The sequence below is a fragment of the Parvibaculum sp. genome (assembly GCF_035511255.1).
GTDB lineage: Bacteria > Pseudomonadota > Alphaproteobacteria > Parvibaculales > Parvibaculaceae > Parvibaculum.
Window position 1 is genome coordinate 1 of the sequence record NZ_DATKFR010000405.1, and the last position, 4,134, is coordinate 4,134.

The following is a 4,134-nucleotide window of genomic DNA, read 5'->3' on the forward strand; positions in this document are numbered from 1 at the left end:
AGCAGCGCCTGTTTCTCGCGCGGCCCGTAAGGGCTGATCACCGAAAGCGAGTTCACCAGCGCCTCGTTGGACGATTGCTTGATGGTCTGCCAGTCGGCCTGCAGCCCATGCGTTTCGAGATAGGTCTTCAGGATCTTCAGCAGCCGGTCGCGGCTTACCTCTTCCGCACCGAGGTCGGGCGTGAGATCGCCCTCGAACTCCGTCCAGTCGACCATGCATTGGCGATAGGGCGTCGTCGCGGCGAGTTCCGACGCGACGCGGAAGCGCGCGATACCCGTCAGTGTAATGAGCACCCGGCCGTCGGGAATTTCCGTCCATGAGGTGAGCCGGCCGGCGCAGCCGATGGCGCAGAGCTTCGGCGTCGCGTCGGCATCGCGCGAAGCCGCGATCGCCGCCTCGCCGTCCGGCTGCACCATGCCGATGATGCGTTCGCCGCGCAGCGCGTCGTCGACCATGCGCAGATAGCGCGGCTCGAAAATGTTGAGCGGCAATTGCGTGCGCGGCAATAGCAACGCGCCGGCCAGTGGGAAAACCGGAATCGAGGCGGGCAAATCCGCGAAGCTCTGATAGCGGTCGTCGCTCATATGTCTGCCTGTCGGTCGGGCCTAGCTGAACAGGATCGAGGAAAGGCGACGGCGGCCCGACAGCGTCACCTCGTCCTTCGGGCCATAGGCCTCGAAGAATTCGACGAGCTGCTTCCTCGCCGCCTGGTCGTTCCAGTTGCGGTCATATTCCATGATGATCAGGAGCTGGTCGACCGCGCCTTCCCTGTCGCCTTTCGCATTGAGCGCGAGGGCGAGGTTGAAGCGCGCCTCGTGATCCTTCTTGTTCGCGGCGAGGCGAGCTTCGAGTTCGGCGGTGTCGCCGGCATCGGCCGATTTCTCGGCGAGCGACAGGGCGGCCTGCGTCGCGACGATCTCGGGATCGTTCTTGCCGTCGGGGCGGACGAGGCCGAGCGTCTGGCGGGCGCGGTCGAAATCGCCGCTCTCGATGTAGCAGCGCGCGAGGCCGGCGACGGCGGCCGGCAATCCGGGTTCGAGCTGGATCGCCTGCGCGAAGGCCTGCGCGGCGGTGGAGAGATCCTTTTCCTCGAAGGCTGCCTGTCCCGCCTCGACCAGTTCCTCGGCCGGCGAGGGGCCGACGCCGCCCGCCAGCTTCTCGATGAAGGCGCGGACCTGGCTTTCGGGCAGCGCGCCCATGAAGCCGTCGACCGGCTGGCCGCCCTTGAAGGCGAAGACCGCCGGGATCGACTGGATGCGGAGCTGCTGGGCGACTTCCGGGTGGTCGTCGATGTTCATCTTGACGAGACGGACCGCACCGCGCGCCGCCATCACGAGCTTTTCGAGCACGGGCGTCAGCTGTTTGCAGGGGCCGCACCAGGGCGCCCAGAAATCGACGATGACCGGCACCTGCATCGAGGCGTCGAGCACGTCGCGGGCGAAGGTTTGCGTTGTCGTGTCCTTGATGAGCTCGCCGGCGGGGGCGGCGCCGTTGCCCTCAGCGGGGTTCACTCCGAATGTCGGTTCCATCTCGGCCTTCCTCTGGCGCCGCGGCCTCGCGGCTGCCTTATTTTGCTGACCTCAATGTGGGGCCTGCATTATTTGGAAACAATGGTTTAGCGGGTCGGGGTGGCGTCCGGCAACCCTGCCGCCTCTCCCTGCGCCGCAACCAGATCGACGATCCTCGGCTCATGGCCGGTGAGGCGCAGGAAGCGCAGCAGATCGTCGCGGGCGATCGCGGTCGTCGCGGTGTTTTCGAGCGGGTGGTAATGCAGCCGCTCGTGATCGAGCATCGGCGCATCGAGGATGACGGTGATTTCGGCGCCCGTATCGTTCACCAGCGCGAAGGGCGTCACCGAGCCCGGACGGACGCCGAGCTTTTCCCACATCAGCTCCGCATTGGCGAAGGAGAGCCGGGCCGAGCCCAGCGGCTTGCCGAGGCTGTTGAGCTTCAGCTCGCGGGTCTCCAGCGTCACGATCAGGAAAAGCGCGCCCTTCTTGTCCTTCAGGAAGAGGTTCTTGCAATGCCCGCCTTGCGCCCAGTCCGGGCCCCAGGCCGCGCGGGCGGCCTGCGCCTCCTCGACCGTGTGCAGGGGCTCGTGATGGCGCGTCTCATGGTCGATCCCGGCCCGGTCGAGCCAGGCGAGGAAGGCGTCTTTCGTATGGAGGGGTGCGGCGTCGGGCATGCGGATTTCCTCGCATGCCGGAGGCCCGGCGACAAGTCCGCCGCTTTATGTCGAAGGCCACCTCGTTATATCGAAGGGAAGTGCTCGACATGGATTTCCGCGGTGCGCCCGAAATAGACGGCCCGGCGTCCGGAAAAGGAGACGATATAACCGGCGCAGCCCGCCGCTCCTGCCTTGGCGCAGAAGCCCCTGTAGGTATAACCGGGCGCCAGCGTCTGGGCCTCGCGGATCGCCGCACCTAGGGCGGTCGGGTCGAAGGCGGCGCCCACGGCCGTCTGTGCGGCATGGGCGGGCAGCTCGATGCTCTCGCCGTCCGGCAGATAATAGGTCGCGACGGCGCGACGGAAGTCGACCATATAGCTCTCGAAACCCGCTGTTATCAGTGTGCCGACGATTTGCGGGAAGGTCATGCTGTCGGTTTCGGCGCCGTCGAGACATTGCCGGGCAATAGCCGTTTGCTGCGCGTTCACGGGCGCATTCCTTTCGTCGTGATTGGAGCGTCGCTAATCGACGGGGATCGTCTTGAGACCGCGCCTTTCGACGATGGCCTTGAGAACGCGCTCGACGGTTGCCCGCTCGTCGGCCGTCAGATCGCCGAAGAATTCGGCGTCGTTCCGATCCGCCAGCGCCGCGAGCTTCGGCACGAGATCCTTTCCCTTGCGGGTCAGGGCGAGCCTGTGCGCGCGCTTGTCGTCCCTGCTGTCTTCGCGGGCGAGGAGCCCCTTGTCGATCAGGCGATCGGCGAGCTTGCTGATGGCGCCGCGTGTCAGGCCGAGCTTTTCCGCCAGCCGGCTGGGCGCGATGTTCTCTCCGTCGAAGAGTTCGCGCAGCACCACCCATTCGGCCACCGTCACCTCATGCCCTTCGAGCTTTCGGGCGAAGGCATGGGAGACATGGTTCGACACATAGCGAAGCCAGTAACCCATATGCGATGTGAGAAGCGAAGCCGCCATGAAAACCTCAGTCGTTGACTAGGAAACTATATGGATCATGTTTCCTAGTCAACAACATTGTCGCAGCGACGGGAGGTGCGTGCATCGCCCGCATTTTGCGCGGCTCGTACCCCGCAAACCCCTCTTGCAATGGGAAGGGCGATGGGTCATAACACGGCCCTCATAAGGACGGGGCTCCGGTTGCCGTCATCGGATGCGGGTGTAGCTCAGGGGTAGAGCACAACCTTGCCAAGGTTGGGGTCGAGGGTTCGAATCCCTTCGCCCGCTCCAAATGTTCCCGACAATTCGCGACGGACATCAGCCCTTTCCGGGCCGTTTCCCGTTTGCGGCGGACAGGTCATCCGGCGGGCTGGTGCTCAATCCTCCGCGCCGGGTTTTTCGCTCCTTGTCCGCTTCAGGCTTCCGCGCTTGACCTTGCTCTCGACGCGGCGCCGTTTCGCGGCTTTGGTCGGCCTCGTCGCGACGCGGAATTTCGGCTGGTGCGCGGCTTCCCGGATCATCTCGACGAGGCGGTCGATTGCGTCCTTGCGGTTGGCGTCCTGGGTGCGAAAGCGGTTCGCCGTGATGACGATGACGCCGTCCTTCGTCAGCTTCGCGCCGGCGATCCTTTCCAGCCGCAGCTTCACCGGCTCCCGCAGCGAGGCCGATCCGCGCACATCGAAGCGCAGTTGCGCGGCAGTCGAAACCTTGTTGACGTTCTGGCCGCCGGGACCGCCCGCGCGGATGAAGCTGATCTCGATGTCGCTGTCGGAAATCGCGATGGCGGGGGTAACGGCAATCATGATCGCGGGCCTGCAAGGACGTGTTCCGCAGCCTACCTCATTCTCCCACGGGACTGCCCGTCTTGATTCGGGCACTATGGACGAACATATTGTGGTCATGGCCAGACCGTCCAATCGCGAGCGGATTCTCACCGAAGGACTGCGCGTCGTTCACGAGCGCGGCTTTGCCGGCGCGAGCGTGCGCGACATCGTGCAGGCGGCCGGCGTGCCCCAG

Annotated in this window: 6 protein-coding genes and 1 tRNA gene; 1 reads left to right on the top strand and 6 read right to left on the bottom strand. The window is 65.2% G+C overall.

The features are described 5' to 3' along the window. The 5 genes from VMR03_RS15480 to VMR03_RS15500 all read right to left on the bottom strand — a co-directional run. Nucleotides 1–584: LON peptidase substrate-binding domain-containing protein (locus VMR03_RS15480; protein WP_325406797.1), on the bottom strand; the 584-nt coding region annotated here is incomplete at its 3' end. Nucleotides 585–605: 21 nt separating this feature from the next. Next, nucleotides 606–1,529: a thioredoxin gene (gene trxA, locus VMR03_RS15485; protein WP_325406799.1), complete on the bottom strand. Its 924-nt coding sequence runs from the start codon at nt 1,527–1,529 to the stop codon at nt 606–608. An 86-nt stretch (nt 1,530–1,615) separates the two neighbouring features. Continuing rightward, entirely contained in the window at nt 1,616–2,185 is a 570-nt protein-coding gene (locus tag VMR03_RS15490; protein WP_325406801.1) for a prolyl-tRNA synthetase associated domain-containing protein, read from the bottom strand. A 65-nt stretch (nt 2,186–2,250) separates the two neighbouring features. Further along, complete coding sequence (locus VMR03_RS15495; RefSeq protein WP_325406802.1) at nt 2,251–2,655, bottom strand: DUF1398 family protein; 405 nt, start codon at nt 2,653–2,655, stop codon at nt 2,251–2,253. A gap of 33 nt (nt 2,656–2,688) precedes the next feature. Further along, nucleotides 2,689–3,138 (bottom strand): MarR family transcriptional regulator, encoded by a 450-nt coding sequence (locus VMR03_RS15500; RefSeq protein WP_325406804.1) that lies wholly within the window; start codon nt 3,136–3,138, stop codon nt 2,689–2,691. A 195-nt stretch (nt 3,139–3,333) separates the two neighbouring features. Here VMR03_RS15500 and VMR03_RS15505 point away from each other — a divergent pair. Next, nucleotides 3,334–3,408: transfer RNA gene (locus VMR03_RS15505), tRNA-Gly, on the top strand. Between the two features lie 86 nt (nt 3,409–3,494). Here VMR03_RS15505 and arfB read toward each other — a convergent pair. Next, a complete protein-coding gene (arfB, locus tag VMR03_RS15510) occupies nt 3,495–3,920 on the bottom strand; it encodes an alternative ribosome rescue aminoacyl-tRNA hydrolase ArfB (RefSeq protein ID WP_325406806.1) in 426 nt (141 codons plus the stop codon). Between the last annotated feature and the right edge of the window lie 214 nt (nt 3,921–4,134).

Bases quoted from the DNA above. Each gene is read 5' to 3' on its own strand.
- trxA (WP_325406799.1), bottom strand. From the start codon at position 1,529: ATGGAACCGACATTCGGAGTGAACCCCGCTGAGGGCAACGGCGCCGCC.
- VMR03_RS15490 (WP_325406801.1), bottom strand. From the start codon at position 2,185: ATGCCCGACGCCGCACCCCTCCATACGAAAGACGCCTTCCTCGCCTGG.
- VMR03_RS15500 (WP_325406804.1), bottom strand. From the start codon at position 3,138: ATGGCGGCTTCGCTTCTCACATCGCATATGGGTTACTGGCTTCGCTAT.
- arfB (WP_325406806.1), bottom strand. From the start codon at position 3,920: ATGATTGCCGTTACCCCCGCCATCGCGATTTCCGACAGCGACATCGAG.